This is a genomic window from Paenibacillus mucilaginosus 3016 (genome assembly GCF_000250655.1).
GTDB classification, from domain to species: Bacteria; Bacillota; Bacilli; order Paenibacillales; family NBRC-103111; genus Paenibacillus_G; species Paenibacillus_G mucilaginosus.
This window is the reverse complement of the sequence record NC_016935.1, coordinates 5,668,635-5,684,285: the sequence shown is the minus strand read 5'-3', so window position 1 is coordinate 5,684,285 and position 15,651 is coordinate 5,668,635. Positions and strand designations below refer to the sequence as shown.

At 58.8% G+C, this 15,651-nt stretch carries 13 protein-coding genes; 11 read left to right on the top strand and 2 right to left on the bottom strand.

Annotated features, from left to right (window positions below; all coding sequences use genetic code 11):
* Positions 1-101: 101 nt before the first annotated feature.
* Entirely contained in the window at positions 102-1,319 is a 1,218-nt protein-coding gene (locus PM3016_RS23170; protein ID WP_014371161.1) for a ParB/RepB/Spo0J family partition protein, read from the bottom strand.
* A 342-nt stretch (positions 1,320-1,661) separates the two neighbouring features.
* On the opposite strand from PM3016_RS23170, the gene PM3016_RS38810 reads away from it, so the two are divergent.
* The 4 genes from PM3016_RS38810 to PM3016_RS23155 all read left to right on the top strand — a co-directional run bounded on the left by PM3016_RS38810 (position 1,662) and on the right by PM3016_RS23155 (position 5,653).
* Positions 1,662-1,814 carry a hypothetical protein gene (locus PM3016_RS38810; protein WP_014371160.1) on the top strand — a complete coding sequence of 51 codons (153 nt, stop codon included), beginning with the start codon at positions 1,662-1,664 and terminating at the stop codon, positions 1,812-1,814.
* A 799-nt stretch (positions 1,815-2,613) separates the two neighbouring features.
* Positions 2,614-3,774 carry a rhamnogalacturonan acetylesterase gene (locus PM3016_RS23165; RefSeq protein ID WP_014371159.1) on the top strand — a complete coding sequence of 387 codons (1,161 nt, stop codon included), beginning with the start codon at positions 2,614-2,616 and terminating at the stop codon, positions 3,772-3,774.
* Positions 3,775-4,074: 300 nt separating this feature from the next.
* Positions 4,075-4,848, top strand: a complete 774-nt coding sequence (locus tag PM3016_RS23160) for a C40 family peptidase (RefSeq protein WP_014371158.1) — start codon at positions 4,075-4,077, stop codon at positions 4,846-4,848.
* Positions 4,849-4,996: 148 nt separating this feature from the next.
* Complete coding sequence (locus tag PM3016_RS23155; RefSeq protein WP_014371157.1) at positions 4,997-5,653, top strand: hypothetical protein; 657 nt, start codon at positions 4,997-4,999, stop codon at positions 5,651-5,653.
* A gap of 270 nt (positions 5,654-5,923) precedes the next feature.
* Here the strand turns inward: PM3016_RS23155 and PM3016_RS23150 are convergent, their stop codons facing one another.
* Positions 5,924-6,880 carry an ArsR/SmtB family transcription factor gene (locus tag PM3016_RS23150; RefSeq protein WP_013919007.1) on the bottom strand — a complete coding sequence of 319 codons (957 nt, stop codon included), beginning with the start codon at positions 6,878-6,880 and terminating at the stop codon, positions 5,924-5,926.
* A gap of 403 nt (positions 6,881-7,283) precedes the next feature.
* On the opposite strand from PM3016_RS23150, the gene PM3016_RS23145 reads away from it, so the two are divergent.
* The 7 genes from PM3016_RS23145 (at position 7,284) to PM3016_RS23115 (ending at position 15,483) form a co-directional block, all read left to right on the top strand.
* Positions 7,284-8,624, top strand: a complete 1,341-nt coding sequence (locus tag PM3016_RS23145) for an ABC transporter substrate-binding protein (protein ID WP_014371156.1) — start codon at positions 7,284-7,286, stop codon at positions 8,622-8,624.
* Positions 8,625-8,668: 44 nt separating this feature from the next.
* A complete protein-coding gene (locus PM3016_RS23140; protein ID WP_014371155.1) occupies positions 8,669-9,487 on the top strand; it encodes a carbohydrate ABC transporter permease in 819 nt (272 codons plus the stop codon).
* A 123-nt stretch (positions 9,488-9,610) separates the two neighbouring features.
* Positions 9,611-10,471 carry a carbohydrate ABC transporter permease gene (locus PM3016_RS23135; protein WP_013919004.1) on the top strand — a complete coding sequence of 287 codons (861 nt, stop codon included), beginning with the start codon at positions 9,611-9,613 and terminating at the stop codon, positions 10,469-10,471.
* Between the two features lie 48 nt (positions 10,472-10,519).
* Positions 10,520-12,010 carry an alpha-N-arabinofuranosidase gene (locus PM3016_RS23130; RefSeq protein ID WP_013919003.1) on the top strand — a complete coding sequence of 497 codons (1,491 nt, stop codon included), beginning with the start codon at positions 10,520-10,522 and terminating at the stop codon, positions 12,008-12,010.
* 159 nt (positions 12,011-12,169) lie between these two features.
* Entirely contained in the window at positions 12,170-13,696 is a 1,527-nt protein-coding gene (locus PM3016_RS23125; protein WP_014371154.1) for an arabinan endo-1,5-alpha-L-arabinosidase AbnB, read from the top strand.
* Positions 13,697-14,060: 364 nt separating this feature from the next.
* Positions 14,061-14,828, top strand: coding sequence for a YheC/YheD family protein (locus PM3016_RS23120; protein WP_014371153.1), 768 nt, complete (start codon positions 14,061-14,063; stop codon positions 14,826-14,828).
* Positions 14,829-15,033: 205 nt separating this feature from the next.
* Complete coding sequence (locus tag PM3016_RS23115; RefSeq protein ID WP_014371152.1) at positions 15,034-15,483, top strand: RrF2 family transcriptional regulator; 450 nt, start codon at positions 15,034-15,036, stop codon at positions 15,481-15,483.
* The last annotated feature ends 168 nt before the right edge of the window (positions 15,484-15,651 follow it).

The window sequence follows — 15,651 nt, the reverse complement described above, 5'->3', positions numbered from 1 at the left end:
GGCCCCTGGACGATGGGGCCGCGCCTTTATTCATGTGAGTGCTGCGCTGCGTATGAAGGCAGCCGAGCAGTTGGCCAAGCCGTATGTATGCCGCTCCCGCGCTACACCGTGGCCTTGGCCTGCTCCCGCACGGACTTCCACTCGAGCAGGTGGTTTTCGAGCTGGCCGATCAGACTGTCGATGCCGGCGAGAATCTCTTCGCGCTCGGCGGCCGGCAGCGTGCCCAGCGAGCGGATCACGTCCGCCCGCAGCGGGGCCGTCTGCGGCAGGGCCGCGAGCATGCGCTGCACTTGGCCGAGGGCCGGCGAAGGGCTGGACTGCGCCGGGGAAGCGGGCGGGTGCGTCAGGAGCAGCGCTTCGCCGCCCGGCGCACTTGGCGCTGCCGGAGCCTGCGGCGCAGCAGCCTGCGGGGCCGCCGCTGCAGCAGGGGCGGCCGGCTGTGCTTCCGGCGCCGGGGCTGCGGCCTGGCCCGCAGGCTGGGCTGCGGCCGCGCCGGCCTCAGCTGCGGCCTGCACCGCCTTGGCCTGCTGCTCCTTCGCAGCCTGCTCGGCCGCTGCCTTCGCTTCCGCTTCGGCGGCCGCTTTGGCTTCCGCCGCCTTGGCGCGCTCGGCCTTGTTGTGCTCATGCACGGACCAGGTCTCGATCAGACCCGGTCCGCTCTTGTAGAGCAGCTTGCTCTTCGTGTTCTCCGAGATGTCCTTGGCTTTGAACAGCTTCGCGATCTTCTTGACGTCGCTGACCGGCATTTCGTCCCGGGCGATCGTGAGCGCCAGAGTGTCACGGTACTCGAGCGGCAGATCCTTCAGCGGAAGCAGCTGCTCTTCCGTGAGCAGATCCTTGCGGATTTCCGTGCCGCCGACGATCAGCTTTTTGACCGCCCGGCCGAATTTGAGCAGCTCGCATTTGTTCTTGATGTAGGATTCGGGCTTCCCGAGCTTGTTCGAGAGGTATTTGGTCGAGCTCTTAAACTTGGGATTGTTGAGCAGCTTGTCGAACGCTTCGGCTTCCTCGATCGGCGAGAAGCCTTCGCGCGTCAGGTTCTCCGCGATCTGCTCCAGATAAATTTCCATTTCATCGGTTACATCCGAGACGATGCAGGGGATGGTCTCCCGGCCCAGCATTTCACATGCCTTGTATCTGCGGTTCCCATAAATGATCTTGTACCGCCCGCCCGGCGTTGTTCTTACTTTGATCGGGGAGAGAAGTCCCAGCTCTTCGATGCTCTCCATCAGCTCCCGGAGGGCTTCCTCGCCAAATTGATAGCGGGGCTGGTCCTTGTCTTCGTCAATCAAATTCATCGCAATTTCGGTCATGTTCATCTGCATGGTCTCCTATGAATCTATTGACCCGCTGCTTGGCTTATCGCGGGACATCCCTTTAATTATATACCATTCGGGGAGCTGTGAACATGTTTGCCGGTGGTCCGCCTCATGACATCCTCATCGAAGCTTCATCCAATTTTTTCGTAGATGTCATTCTTTGTCCTTGCTCCTGGCTTTGTTATCGTTTTCCATGGTTTTTGTATAGCCTGGATATCGCTGGCGTAAAGTAAGGTTTAGCTTTTATTTACTCAGCGAGGAGATCCCTTTTTGAAAGCGACCTTTATGCGAAGCATAACGGAGCGAAAAAAGGGATACCCGAGCATTGGAGGTGGAAGAGCCATGCCGAACGAGAAAGTGGAGATCGAACAGGACCAGGACGAGAAAAGCCTGTACGAGGATGTGCAGGGCCATGAAAGAACCGGCTTCGTGATCGACGAAGACGACCGGATTCCCGCATCCAAGATCACCCGCAAGGAACTGGAGCTGGAGTAAGCCGGAGGCAGGATGCCGGACAAACCCAAAAAAGACGGCCGGCGGGCCGTCTTCCTTGGGGGGGTCATCTCAGGGTATTCCTTTGCAAAAGTGCAGAGCTGCATTGAGACAATACGCTTCTTACTGGACAATACACGGTTTCCTGGACAATTGACTTCTTACCGGACAATACACTTCTTACTGGACAATAAACTTCTTACTGGACAATACACTTCTTCCTGCAGCCGACCGGCGGCGGACAGCCCCCGGGTTGGGGGGACCGGAAGCCTGTCCGTCGTCCGGCCGGCCTTCGGGAATCGCAGCGCCCGCCCGCTCCGGCTCATTCGCGCGGAAACGGATCGGCCGCTTCAGGCCTCGCCAGCGCGCCCTGTTGGTGCATCCGTGACGGCGGTCACGGCGCCTTCTTCCTGCTTTTCATCATCATAACACCGTGGCTTGTCGTTTTGTTTTCTTTCCCTACCTCCCTGTATGTACATCACTAGCGGCTGCATATTCAATATAACGCGCCCCTCGGAAATTGGTAATTATCCTAAAGGATACATTTAATGGATGGGCAGGATACTATGCCTAATCCCAGTCCGAGGATACAACGGAATTTTGAACAGAGAGCACTGATTTTTGGCTTTCTCTGAATATGGCAATTATTCTATGATTTAACTGCACGGCGGGGTGCAGCGTTGAAGCGGTTCTCTAGGAGAGGGGAGGAGAGGGACGACGAGATTTGGCTTGGGCCTGTAATCCGCGCCGAATTGATTGCGCTTACAAGAAAGCGCAGATCAACCTTCAAGGAGGAAAGATGATGAGAAAAAGCATGATCGCGAAGCTGATGAGTCTGGTGCTGGGCGCCGGCGTGCTGCTTGGCAGTTTGGGGGCGCCGCAGGCGGAAGCGGCGGATGACCGGTACCGCTTTGATTTTGGCAGCGGGCCAGTGGAACAGGGGTATATCGGTGTCAGCGCTTCGGACAAGTACACCGCGAAGAAGGGCTACGGATTCAATACGCCGGAGAACATGCGGAATCTGCCGGCTTCCGGTACCGGGGTGGCGAGCGACTCCGTACAGTTCGTGACGTACGGAACGAAGAGCACGAATACCTTCAACGTCGACCTGCCGCCGGGGCTCTATGAAGTCGACGTAACGCTCGGCAATACGAGCCGCTCCAGCGTAGCCGCCGAAGGGGTGTACCAGATTATCAACATGACCGGCAACGGGGCGGTGGACAAGTTCCAGATTCCCGTCTCGGACGGACAGCTCAATCTGCTCGTGACCGAAGGCAAAGCAGGGGCCATGTTCACGCTGAGCGCGCTCGACATCAAGTTGATCTCGAACAAACCTGTCACGAACCGGACGATCTGGATCGGCGGCGACTCTACGGTTTGCAACTATTATCCGCTGGACAGCAGCGTGCAGGCCGGATGGGGGCAGCTTCTCCCTCAGTTCATCGACCCGAAGGCATTCCAGGTACGGAACATGGCGTCCGGCGGACAGATTGCCCGGGGCTTCCTGAACGACGGGCAGATGGAAGCGATCCTGAAGTACATCAAGCCGGGAGACTACTTCATCCTGCAGCTCGGCATCAATGACACGAATCCGAAGAACACGACGACCGAGGCGCAGTTCAAGGAGTACATGCGTGAGATGATAAGGCTGGCTAAGGCGAAGGGGGCGACGGTCATCCTCTCGACACCGCAGGGCCGCGCTTCCGACTTCAACACGTCCGGCGTGCATTTCTCCGAGAACCGCTGGTACCGCCACTCCACGGTAGCCCTTGCCCAGGAAGAGGGCGTGCCGCTGGTGGATCTCAACGTGCTGAGCTCGGCCTATTTCACCTCGATCGGTCCGGAAGCCACGCTGGCCTTGTACATGACAGGCGACACGCTGCACCCGAACCGCAACGGGGCGAGAGAGCTGGCCCGCATCGTCGTCGAGGAGCTTAGAAGACAGGGAATGGACGGCTTCTAAGCAGCCTGGGTACACGGCAGATCTCTATCCTGACTTCACCCTGGCCCCCTTTGAAAAAATACGGCCTCATTTGAAAACCTTGCTTGGGCGTTTGCTGCCGGGCAAGGTTTTTCTGCGCATACATTCGTTTGCGGCAGGGGCATCGGCCCGTTCAGGCCATCCGTGCTTTTCCTTAACCGTACCTTGTTCCCTGAAGACGGCCGCGGCCGGTGATCGGGGCCCGGCGGCAGATTCTGACATAAAATCGGGCTCCCTGTCCCATCCTAAGGCCATCAACTTACGGAAAGGTTCAGTGAACGTATGCGAATGAACAAGCTGGTGCTTGGGCTGCTCTGCAGCTGCATGCTGGTAACAGGATGCTCGGCAGGGAAGAGCCGCATGCAGAGCGTGGAGGATGAAGGGCTCTTACAGGATGAACGGATCACCGACGGGAGGATGTCGGACCGGACGGTGCTGCAGAGGGATGAAGATCAGAGGGTCGGCGATCTTGGTGTGGAGCAGCTCCACCGGGAGAGCCGCATGCGCGGAAGGGAGACCGGAGTACGGCCCTACGCGGCACCGCTTCTGGACCCGAACGGCTTCCCCCTGATCCGCAGATACCCCGACAAATCCGTCCTTCCGATCGGAGGACGTTACGTGGAGAATGTGATCAAGGCAGCCAAATCGTATATAGGCACCCCGTACGTGTACGGGGCGAACCGAATGGACCCGAGAACGTTCGACTGCTCGAGCTTTACCCGATGGGTGTTCCTGTATGCCCTGGGGATGGACCTGCCGTGGGATTCGAGAAGCCAGGCCGCTTATGTCAAGGCTTTCGCCAAGCGGAAGTATACGGCACTGAGCCAGGCGCGGCGGGGGGACCTGCTCTTCTTCACCAAATTCCACGGCACCCGGCCCTCCGACTATGTGAAGCTGACCCCGGCGCAGAAGCCGGTCACCCACTTGGGCATTTATCTCGGCAACGGCAAAATCATCCATACGGCGTCCAAGGAAACCGGCGGGGTCCGCATCGATACGATCCGGGGCAAGCATCTGGAATACCGGCTCGTCTTCGGAGGAGGCATCCTCGATTAATGGGTGCGGGTACGGGAGGATGTTCAGCAAACATTCAGCAGGCGTTCAGCTTCCTTTCATGCCGGATTCAGGAAAGATTTAGCTCCAGCCCTTATGCTGTGGAGGGTAGAGAAACCAAACCATACAGAGACTAAGGGTGAAGAAGCGGATGAAAAAACAAATGATCTCCTCCTTCGTACTGCTGGCGGTGCTGGCGGCGGGCTGCGGAACCAAGCCCCAAGCGGCACAGGAAACGGCGGCACAGGGAGCTGCTGCGGCGGCCTCCGGAACAGGCCAAACTTCGGAAGCGGCGGCGCAGACGCAGACCGGAACCAAGCCGGCCATGAACGACAAAACGTTCTCGATGAGTTCGACCTTCCGTTCGCTGATCTCGCTCGATAAGCAGGAAGGCCTGGCCCTAACGAAGGAGCAGGCACAGCAGATGCTTCCTCTCGTGCAGAGCGCGATTACGGCTTCCGAGCTGACGGAAGAGAACAAGACGAAGCTCACCGGGATGCTGACGGACGAGCAGAAGCAGTTCGTCGAGCAGGCGGCAGCCCAGCGTCCCGGCGGCGGAGGGAACCGGCCGGCCGATGCGGCGGCCGCCGGCGGCACCGCGCCCCAGCCGCAGCAGGACGGCACCGCGCCGGCGGCAGCAGGCTCCGCAGCGGACGCGAAGGCGCCGGCCGACGGAGCGGCGAAGACGGATGCGGCCGCAGGCGAGCGGCCGGCCCGCGGCAGCGGCCAGGGCGGGCAGGGGATGAACGGCGGCCGGAATGCCGGCCAGGAGCTGGTCACCCTGCTGCAGTCCAAGATCGGCCAGTAATCCGGCGGTACACCGGGCCGAGTCAGGGTCAGAGCGGAGTCAAGCGGCATCCCGATTCCTTGGAGCACCGCACGATCAGCGGGCCATCCTGCCGCGGCAGCAGCGGCAGACTCACAGCGCAGATCACATCGCATCAGCTTCCATGACAACAGCTCGGCCATCATAGCACAGCAGCCCCGGCGGGTCTCCTGAGGAGAACCTGCCGGGGCTGCTGGCGTTCATGGTCATTTCATTAGGATACGGACGGGCATAGTGACGACATGCCGGCCTTTACGACAATTCCAGCGCCTCAGGACGCGTGGAGAAGCTCTTGGCCGCACCGCTGATATAAGTCAGCTTGAAGACGATGTCCTGATAGTAGTTGCCGAAGCCGGTGCCGTAAATCGTCAGGCCGCCGAGGTTCTTCGCATCCTCCTTGACGGAGAGGGTGAAGTCCCACTGGAGCTTGCGGATATGGACATCGCGGATTGTGTAATCGGAGACCTTCGTGCCTTCGATGAAGGTGCCGTCCTCGTTGATGCGGATATGAACTAGAAGACCGTATTGGTTCATGTTGATATCCCACCACTCGGGCGTGTGCTTGCCGCGCGTGCCGCCGAAGTCGCCGGGGGAGGTCCACTTGCCGATATCGACGCCGTTGAAGGCGAAGGATATATCCGACGGCCAATGCTCGTTGGACAGCGGGGCTTCGGAGGCGAGCTCCATGGAGATCTCGAGCTCCTCCGGCTCTTCGTCCGGCAGCAAGTAATTCGCGATCTTATAGGTCACATAGCCTTGGGAGAACCATAGAATCTTCGCGTCGACGCGCTCCGTGTCGAGGAAGTAGCGCGGGTCGTCGAAGCCCCCGCCGATGATCTTGTACTTCGAAGCGAGTCCACAGGTCGGCTTGACCTCGAAGTCGGTGAAGTGTCCGATCGGGATATTCGATACGTGAAAATTCCGGGGGATGAGCCCCTTGCTCGGGAAGACGAGTTCGATGCGCTCGGCCACCAGGGTACAGAGCTTCTGGGACGCGCCCTTGCCCGGAATCATCTCGGTGCGGACGAGATCGGCCCGCTCGAGCTTCTTGACGTGCATGGTGATGATGGAGTTGCTGAGACCAAGCGCAGAGGCGAGGTCCTTCATAATCATGGGCTGCTGGCCGAGCAGTTCGATAATCTTGATCCGGACGTTGCTGGCCAGTGCTTCAAACAGGGGAAGATTGCTTTCCGATACGATTTTCTCCATGGTCCCTCTTCCGGTTTTCAGTTTATGTTTTACTATACCTTACTTATTTGACATTTAGCAAGGGAGGTTCGGGTCCCCTAGAAAAATATTGTAAATCCCTAATCGTTTCACATAAACATAAAACACTTCACAAAAAAGTGTTGACATGAGGGAGGATCATCCATATGATGTGAATAGATAAACGTTGTTGTGAAGTAGTTTATAACATTGTGAATCACTTAAGGATTGAGGAAACAACTTACGGGATGCAATGAAATAAGCTGCCTTCTTTTGGCTCTTGTGATATCGCTTACATAACTTCAACTTCCGGCCAATAAGGGAATGCTTCCGCAGCAGCGGGACATAGAACGCTGGTGAGCGTTTACAATTCAACTGGTACCCAAACCAAGGAGGTCACTTAGGAATGAACAAAAAGGCTATCACGATGCTGACGATGTCGGGTGTCATTGCGCTGACGGGGTGCTCGGGCGGGGAAGCGCCGAAGGACGGTGCAGCCGCAGGGGGAGCCGCCTCCGGCAGCGGCAAAGTTGAAATCTCCGTCTCTTCCTGGGGCGCGCCCGACGAGCGGAAGGTCTTCGAAGCCGTACTTCAGGACTTTGAGAAAGCCAACCCGAACATCAAGGTCAAGTTCCAGCATATTCCGAGCGATTATTCAGTCAAGCTGAATACGATGATTGCCGGAGGCAAAGCGCCGGATGTCATCTTCACGACGGACGGGGATTTCCCGCGCTGGGTGAAGCAGGGAGCGTTCCTTAACATCGACGAGATGGTCAAAGCCAGCGGGAAGCTCGATCTGAACGACATGTGGGAAACGGGTCTGAACCGCTACCGCTACGACGGCAAAGTGCCGGGCAAGGGCTCGTTGTATGCGCTTCCTAAGGATATCGGTCCTTCCGTGATGTACTATAACAAGGATCTGTTCGACAAATATAAGGTTCCTTACCCTAGCGCCGATAAGCCGATGTCCTGGGAAGACGCGCTGGCGATGTGGAAGAAGCTGACGATCGATGAGAACGGCGACGGCAAGACCGACATCTACGGCTCCGGCCCAAGCTGGTGGGAAGGCTTCGTATGGTCCAACAATGGAGATGTCCTGAGCAAGGACCGCAAGGAATTCACGCTGAACAAGCCGGAAGGCGCGAAGGCGATGCAGTTCGCCTATGATCTGATCAACGTGCACAAGGTCGTTCCGGATGCCCGTGCGCTGCAGTCGATGAACGACGGCCAGATGTTCGAGGCCGGCAAGCTCGCCACGATCACGGGCGGCCGCTGGCAGGTGCCGACGTACCGCAAGCTGAAGTTCAACTGGGATGTAGCGCCGATTCCATCGGCGACAGGCAGCTGGGTGAACGGCTGGTCCGGTTCGGTCGGTCTCGGGGTGAACGCGAAGACGAAGTTCCCGAACGAATCGTACAAGCTCGTCGAATGGTTCGCCGGCAAGGAAGGCCAGACGAAGATGACCGAGCTCGGCTTCTCCATCCCGAACTTCAAGTCGATGTCGAACACCGATGTGTTCCTGCAGCCGGGCCAGAAGCCGGAGCATGCTTCCGTCTTCATCAAGGCGGCGGAGAACCAGCAGGCCGGTCCGTGGACGTACCTTCCGAATCCGAAGTGGTCCGACACCTTCAATCAGAAGCTCGCCGAGTTCTGGGTCGGTACGGAACCTGCGCAGGCCTTCCTCGACAAGATGAAGCCGATCATCGACAAGGAGATTCAGGAAGGCAATCCGGAAGTGTTCAAATAAGGTCTGCCGGAGAACAGAGATCAGGATAGGAGGACCATACTGCTATGAACGCTAAACCGCTGACGGCATCCGGTGCGCGGACCGCTAAAAAAAAGTCGCTGTACGCGAGCGAAAAATGGTGGGGCTATCTTTTTGTCGCCCCTCCGTTCATCGGCTTGACCGTATTTCTGCTGTATCCGCTGCTGACTTCACTGTACTACAGCTTCACGATCTTCGACTTCAGCTCTCCTCCCCAGTTCGTGGGGACGGAGAACTACAAGAGAGCGCTGTTCGAGGACCCGCTCGTATGGAAGACGCTCTGGAACACGTTCTATGCGGCGCTGGGCGTGCCGATCGGCATGGCGGTCTCGCTGCTCATCGCCATTCTGCTCAACCAGAATCTCAAAGGGAAGAACCTCTTCCGGATGCTCTTCTTCCTGCCGACGATCTGCTCGATCGTAGCCATGACCCTGATCTGGCAGTGGATTTTCAACTCGGATTACGGCCTGCTGAACTACTTCCTGAGCCTGGTCGGCATTGAAGGTCCGGCCTGGCTGACCGATGAGACGTGGGCCATGCCGGCGATGATCTTCCAGGGCGTGTGGGGCGGACTCGGAATCTCGATCATCATGTACCTGGCGGCGCTCAGCAACGTGCCTACCTCCCTGTACGAGGCGGCGACGATGGACGGCGCCGGCGGCTGGAAGAAGTTCGTGCACATCACCGTGCCGGGCATCTCGCCGATCACCTTCTTCATCCTGGTCACTTCGCTGATCGCGGCCCCTCCAGGACTTCCCGCGCTTCGTGCTCATGACGGGCGGGGGCCCGAACTTCTCGACGACGACGATTGTGTATTATCTCTATACTACGGCATTCGAATATAACGAGATGGGCTATGCTTCCGCGATCTCCTGGTTCATCGGCATCATCATTATGGTCATCATTCTCCTGAACTTCCTGCTCTCGAAGCGCTGGGTTCACTATAACTAAGAGGGGGGTACAGCACATTGAGTTCAACAACCGCAGTCAAACGCACTACGAATGCCGCTGAAATCCTGAACAAAGCGGTCGTCTATGTTCTGCTGACGATCGGCGGGCTGTTCATGGCGATTCCGTTCCTGTGGATGCTTTCGACATCCCTCAAGGACAAAGGGGCCGTGTTCTCCTACCCCCCGCAGTGGATTCCGGAAGACATCATGTGGGAGAACTACCGCACCATTTTTGAAGATGCCCATATGATCCGCGGGTTCTTCAACACGATGATGATCATCCTGCCGACCATTATCATCGGCCTGTTCGTCTGCGCCCTCGCGGCCTATGCGTTCGCGAAGCTGCGCTTCCCGGGCCGGGACCGGCTCTTCATGGTGCTTGTCGTCTCGCTCATGATCCCCGGAGCGGTCATGATGATCCCGGCGTTCATCATGTTCAAGAACTTCGGCTGGACCGACTCCTGGAAGCCGCTGATGATTCCGGGCATGTTCGGTGCCCCGATGGTCATCTTCTTCCTGCGCCAGTTCATCAAGCAGCTGCCGGACGAGCTGGAGGATGCCGCCAAGATCGACGGGCTGAATCCGCTGGGCGTATTCCTGAAGATTATCCTGCCGCTGAGCAAGCCCGCGCTGATCACCCAGGCGATTCTGACGTACAATGCGGGGTACAACGATTACCTCGGTCCGCTGATCTACCTGAACTCGCCGGAGAAATATACGCTGCAGATGGAGCTGGCTTCGTTCACATCGTATTACGTTTCCGAATGGACGCTGATCATGGCCGGATCCGTCGTCGCCCTGATTCCGACGCTGGTCCTGTTCGCCTTCGCCCAGCGCTACTTCATCGAAGGCATTGCCCTTACCGGTATCAAGGGGTAACCGGCCAAGCCGGCCCCCCACTTACATATAGAGGAGAGAGGAACCATCATGTCACAAAAGGTAGTCATTCACGCCGACTGGTCCCAAGGGACGATTTCCCGCCATATTTACGGACACTTTGCGGAGCACCTGGGCCGCTGCATTTATGAAGGCCTCTGGGTCGGGGAAGAGTCTCCGATCCCGAACACGAAGGGCATCCGCAACGATGTGGTCGAAGCGCTCAAGAAGCTCAATATCCCGAACCTGCGCTGGCCGGGCGGCTGCTTCGCCGACGAGTATCACTGGGAAGACGGCATTGGCCCGCGCGAATCCCGTAAGCGCATGATCAACACGCACTGGGGCGGCGTGGTCGAGAACAACCACTTCGGCACGCATGAGTTCTTCCAGCTGTGCGATCTGCTCGAGACCGAGCCGTACATCTGCGGCAACGTCGGCAGCGGGTCCGTGCAGGAGATGTCCGAGTGGGTCGAGTACATGACCTTCGACGGCGAGTCTCCGATGGCGAGCCGCCGCAAGGAGAACGGACGCGAGAAGCCTTGGAAGCTCAAGTACTTCGGTGTCGGCAACGAGAACTGGGGCTGCGGCGGCAACATGAAGCCGGAGTATTACGCGGATCTGTACCGCCGCTACCAGACCTATGTGCGCCAATACGGCGACAACAAGCTGTACAAGATCGCCGGCGGTGCGAACGTGGACGACTACCGCTGGACGGAAGTGCTCATGCGTGAAGCCGCTCCGCTCATGGACGGTCTCAGCCTGCACAATTATACGATCCCGGGCTCCTGGGAAGAGAAAAAGCCGTCGCTGACCTTCGATGAGAACGACTGGTTCGAAACGATGCAGAAGTCGCTGCGCATGGATGAGCTCATCACCCGCCACAGCACGATCATGGACCGCTACGACCCGCAGAAGCGTGTCGGCCTGATCGTTGACGAGTGGGGCACCTGGTTCCTCGTCGAGCCGGGCACGAACCCGGGCTTCCTGTACCAGCAGAACACGATGCGTGACGCGCTGGTAGCCGGCATCCACCTGCACGTGTTCCACAAGCACTGCGACCGGGTTCACATGGCGAACCTGGCCCAGATGGTGAACGTCCTGCAGGCGGTCATCCTGACCGAAGGCAGCCAGATGCTTCTCACGCCGACCTACCATGTCATGGAGATGTTCAAGGTTCACCAGGATGCCGAGCACCTGGCGATCCATGGCGAGTTCGGCACGTACGAGAACAACGGCGTGACGCTGCCGCAGGTGACCGTGTCCGCTTCCAAGAAGGACGGCCGCATCAACGTGTCCCTGTGCAACCTGGATCCGAACCGTTCGGCGGACCTGAATCTCGAGCTTCGCGGACTCGAAGGCTCTTTCGAGCTGGCCTCCGGCCGTGTGCTGGTGAGCGGTGACATCCACGACCACAACACCTTCCAGGAGCCGACGAAGGTTGCTCCGCGCGAGTTCAAGGAAGTGTCGCTGACGGACAAAGGCCTGCGTGTGAACCTGCCGGCGGCATCGGTGGCGATCATCGAGCTCGTGGAGAAAGCGTAAGACAAGTTATATACGATAGGGATGTAGGAAGAAGCCTGGCGGGTTTGCCCGCCGGGCCTTTGCTTCCATATATGACGTGGTCTTACCAGGGCTCGTTTGGATAAATCGTTACTCTACAGGTTCAGGCCGATGGTTGGCAGATGAAGGAGAGACAGCAACATGAATACCAAAGCAGCGGTCAAGGTGCTGATTCCGGTGGTGCTGGGGGCTGCGGTCTTCAGTGCGGCGGTGCTCGCGGACAGCTACCAGTACAACAATGCGCTTCAGCAGAAGAATGGGGGGGCAGGAGGGGAAGCCATGAATCGCACAGTTCCGGAATTCAAAAATGCATCCGTGCATGATCCTTCCGTCATTAAGGCGGGGGATACGTTCTATGTATTCGGTTCGCACCTCGCCGCAGCCAAGACGAACGATCTCGTAAGCTGGGATCTGGTCGCCACCGGGGTGACGGCCGGCAACCCGCTCATTCCGAATGTGAAGGAAGAGCTGAAAGAAACGCTCGAGTGGGCGCAGACGAATACGCTCTGGGCGGCGGATGTCATTCAGCTCGCGGACGGGCGGTACTATATGTACTATAACGCCTGCAAAGGGGATTCCCCGCGCTCTGCGCTCGGTGTGGCGGTGGCGGATGGGATCGAGGGTCCCTACAAGGACCAGGGCATCTTGCTGAAGTCCGGCATGTGGGGCGAGCCGAGCGAAGACGGGACGGTGTATGACGCGAAGATTCATCCGAATGCCGTCGATCCGGACGTGTTCTTCGACAAGGAGGGCAAACTGTGGATGGTCTACGGTTCCTACTCCGGCGGCATCTTCATTCTGAAGATGGACCCGGCGACCGGCAAGCCGCTGCCCGGACAGGGCTACGGCAAGAAGCTGCTCGGCGGCAACCACTCGCGGATCGAAGGCCCGTACATCCAGTACAGCCCGGAGACGGACTACTATTATCTATTCCTCTCCTACGGCGGATTGGATGCGGATGGAGGCTACAATATCCGTACCGCCCGCTCGAAGGCGCCGGACGGCCCCTATGTGGATGCGCAGGGACAGGACCTGATCGAGGCCAAGGCCGATCCGGCGCTTCCGCTCTTCGACGACCGCTCGGTCGAGCCTTACGGCGTGAAGCTGATGGGCAGCCATCTCTTCCCGCGGGAGGAGGGGGCGCCAGGGGAAGGACTGGCGAACGGCTATGTGTCCCCGGGCCATAACTCCACTTACTATGACGATAAGACCGGGAAGTACTTCCTGATCTTCCATGCCCGTTTCCCGGACCGGGGAGAGCATCATGAGATCCGCGTGCATGAGATGTACATGAATGCGCAGGGCTGGCCGGTCGCCGCGCCTCTGCGCTACGCGGGTGATGGTGCTGGGAACACGGGCAGGCTGAAGAAAGTCACGGCCCAGGAAGCCTCCGGCACGTATCAGCTCGTGAATCACGGCAAGGATATCTCCGCGGAGATCAAGGAGTCCGCAGCCATCGAGCTCACGAAGGGCGGCAGGATCACCGGCGCCGCCTCCGGCACCTTCAAGCTGGAGGATGGCGGCAGGGCGGAGCTTACGCTGGACGGCACCGTGTATCACGGCGTATTCGTGACCGGATGGGACGAGGCGCAGCAGAAGGAAGTGCTGACGTTCTCGGCCCTCTCGGAGCAGGGCACGGCGGTCTGGGGCGTCCGCAGCGGCAGGTAGGGAAGAGAGGCTTGCCTGCCCGGTTCTCCCTCGCCCTCCCCAGGGAGCGGGGGGCGGTCCGGGCGGTACACGCAGCTATGCAGTCATGCTGTACAAGCTATCCGGAACGCGCAGGGCAGCAGTACCATCCGCTGCAGCAATACAGCAGTACAGGGGCACATTCCGTAAGGCATACCCGATACCAACCATCCGGCTGTGGAGAGAGCTCCGCCGCCGGGTGGTTTTTTGGCATAGCCGCCCTTCTCGACTCGACAAATGGTGATCTGAACCGGACAAAACATCCACTCCTATCAACCTCTCGGAGCATATTCCTATAAGAGACTCGATAAGATAGAAGACAAGGCAGAGGGGATGAACGGAAGGTATGATCAGAAAGCGGCAGTGGCATGTTCGAAGCAAGTGGAAAAGACATCTGGGACTCATCGGACAGCGAAAACTCCGGCGGCACATTCCACCGACCTCCCTGCTCAGCCGGAAGACGCTTCGAGCCTATTTGAAGCGCTACAGCGTCGTATACGTCAAGCCGGTCTACGGCTCGTTCGGCAACCATATCATGAAGCTAAGCAGGAACGTGCGGAGACGGGGGTATGTGGTCCGCCGGGAGCAGCGGGTGCAGGCGGTTCCCGCCAAGCGGGTGGAGCGCGTCGTCTTCCGACATGCCCGTTCGAGGGCCTTCCTGATCCAGAAGGGCATCCCGCTGCTGCACCTCGGAGGGCATCCGGTTGATTACCGGCTGATGCTGCTGAAACCGTTCCGGGACTGGAGAATCATGGGCGTGATGGGGAAGGTGGCATCGGGAGCGAGGATCGTGACCAACTATAATCACGGAGGCCGGGCCATCCGGTTCCGGGAGTCGCTCCGGCGTGCCGGCTTCACGGCGAAGCAGATCGATGCGGTGTATGCCGAGATGCGCCGGGTGGGACTCCTCGCGGCACGGCAGTTCGGCAGCCGCCATAAGCACTGCCGCAGGCTCGGCATCGATTTTGCCATCGATACGAACCGGCGGGTCTGGATTATCGAGGTGAACACGAACCCGTTCTACGAGCTGTTCCGCCACCATGAGGACCGAACTCTGTACAGACGCATTCATAAGATCATGCGGCATATCGGCAAGACCCAGCTGAACCGCTAAAGCGTTCCGCGAAGGTTGGACGGATCAAAGCGGCTCAAGGACAAGCGTCTCCCTCACCCCTGCCGGGTGAATTCATGGGGACGCTTTTTCTCATAGCGGCGAGGGGGCGTCAGGCGGCGGGCGAAGCGAATCTTGTATCTTCCACCCCGGTCTGCTACAATGCACTCCATAGAATGCGAATCCAGCCGAGGGGAGCGAGACTGACTTGAAAAAAGAAAAAAACACCTGTCCCTCCAATTTCCGAACGTTCGGACTTGCACTGCAGGCCGTCACCGTGCTGTCCAAATATCCGAACCTGTGTCCAAGCGGGGAGATCGCGCAGCATCTGAAGTCCGAAGCGACGCTGCTGCGCCGCATTCTGGCCCGGCTCGTGCAGGAGAACATCCTGGAGACGCGGGAAGGGCGCGACGGAGGCTACCGGCTGAAGCAGGCTCCGGAGAACATCACCTGTGCGCAGGTGCTGCAGGCGCTGCTTCAGGAGGAATCGCTTCACGGGGAGATGCTGGCTTCGACCGGAGACCATGCCTTCGGGCAGCGCATGAACGGGGTGTTCGCCGGCTTGATGGCGGAGATTGACCAGAGCGTACTGGCTGTGCTGGAGCGGCATACGATCGCCGATCTGGCGGAGAAGACACTGCTGCCGGAAGGGGATTGACAACGCCATTCCCCGGGATTATACTGTGCATATTAACACACAGTATACATCAGCTGCGGCCTGGCAGGCTGCTTGCATGAGCAGCCGCTACCCCTTGCGGGGAAGAGCGCATGACGGTGCTTTTTTTTGAACTATACTGTGCAAAAATATGAACAGTTATGCGGAGGA

Bases quoted from the DNA above. Each gene is read 5' to 3' on its own strand.
- PM3016_RS23170 (WP_014371161.1), bottom strand. From the start codon at position 1,319: ATGAACATGACCGAAATTGCGATGAATTTGATTGACGAAGACAAGGAC.
- PM3016_RS38810 (WP_014371160.1), top strand. From the start codon at position 1,662: ATGCCGAACGAGAAAGTGGAGATCGAACAGGACCAGGACGAGAAAAGC.
- PM3016_RS23165 (WP_014371159.1), top strand. From the start codon at position 2,614: ATGAGAAAAAGCATGATCGCGAAGCTGATGAGTCTGGTGCTGGGCGCC.
- PM3016_RS23160 (WP_014371158.1), top strand. From the start codon at position 4,075: ATGCGAATGAACAAGCTGGTGCTTGGGCTGCTCTGCAGCTGCATGCTG.
- PM3016_RS23155 (WP_014371157.1), top strand. From the start codon at position 4,997: ATGAAAAAACAAATGATCTCCTCCTTCGTACTGCTGGCGGTGCTGGCG.
- PM3016_RS23150 (WP_013919007.1), bottom strand. From the start codon at position 6,880: ATGGAGAAAATCGTATCGGAAAGCAATCTTCCCCTGTTTGAAGCACTG.
- PM3016_RS23145 (WP_014371156.1), top strand. From the start codon at position 7,284: ATGAACAAAAAGGCTATCACGATGCTGACGATGTCGGGTGTCATTGCG.
- PM3016_RS23140 (WP_014371155.1), top strand. From the start codon at position 8,669: ATGAACGCTAAACCGCTGACGGCATCCGGTGCGCGGACCGCTAAAAAA.
- PM3016_RS23130 (WP_013919003.1), top strand. From the start codon at position 10,520: ATGTCACAAAAGGTAGTCATTCACGCCGACTGGTCCCAAGGGACGATT.
- PM3016_RS23125 (WP_014371154.1), top strand. From the start codon at position 12,170: ATGAATACCAAAGCAGCGGTCAAGGTGCTGATTCCGGTGGTGCTGGGG.
- PM3016_RS23120 (WP_014371153.1), top strand. From the start codon at position 14,061: ATGATCAGAAAGCGGCAGTGGCATGTTCGAAGCAAGTGGAAAAGACAT.